1 protein-coding gene is annotated in these 824 nt (G+C 50.7%); it reads left to right on the top strand.

From position 1 onward, the window contains the following. Positions 1-88: 88 nt before the first annotated feature. On the top strand, positions 89-772 hold the full coding sequence (locus ACR0K1_RS25610; protein WP_480852324.1) for an IS6 family transposase: 684 nt from the start codon (positions 89-91) through the stop codon (positions 770-772). Positions 773-824: the final 52 nt, after the last annotated feature.

The following is an 824-nucleotide window of genomic DNA, read 5'->3' as shown; positions in this document are numbered from 1 at the left end:
GGATGTGTCGCAAACTCTGGGGACTATTTGACGAACATGCGTGATCTGACGTTTGTTCCCATCGAATAGTTTTCGAACAGGTTTCAACATGATCTCATTGAAAGGCTGCCATTTTCCCAAGGATGCGGTTTTGTACGCTGTATACTTCTACCTGCGGTACACGGTTTCCTATCGTGACCTTGAAGAGATCATGGCCGAACGCGGCGTGCAGGTGGACCACGCTACACTTAACAGGTGGGTTGTGAAGTATTCACCTATGATCGCAGCAAGAGCGCAATCGAAAAAACGCCCAACGCTGAGCTCCTGGCGCATGGACGAGACCTATATTCGTGTTCGCGGCAAATGGATGTACCTCTATCGGGCCGTCGACAAGGCAGGAAATACCCTTGATTTCATGCTGTCCGAGCGCAGGAACCGTCCAGCAGCCGCTAGATTCTTTGCCAAAGCGCTGTCTTCAAATGGAATCCCGAGCAAGATCGTCATCGACAAAAGTGGCGCTAACGCGGCGGGCATTCGAGAGGTGAACAAAATGCTTAATCGGTTTGGCTGCCCAGCCAAAATCCAAACGGTCAGGTCCAAGTATTTGAATAACCTGATCGAGCAGGATCATCGGTTTATCAAACGTCGCGTGCGGCACATGTGCGGGTTTAAATCGTTCAGATCCGCTTCGGCTACTCTGGACGGTATTGAGGTTGCGAACATGATCCGAAAGCAGCAATTCCCCAGCACTAAGACATGTGGCTTTCGGCAATTTGCCGAGATCGCAGGATGAGTGCGTGCGGTAAGTCGCTACTTTGGCCATTCTAAAAGTTTGCGACACATCC

It is taken from the genome of Ruegeria sp. F5, from assembly GCF_056533845.1.
The sequence above is the reverse complement of the archived record's forward strand: the minus strand, read 5'-3'. Positions and strand labels throughout refer to the sequence as shown.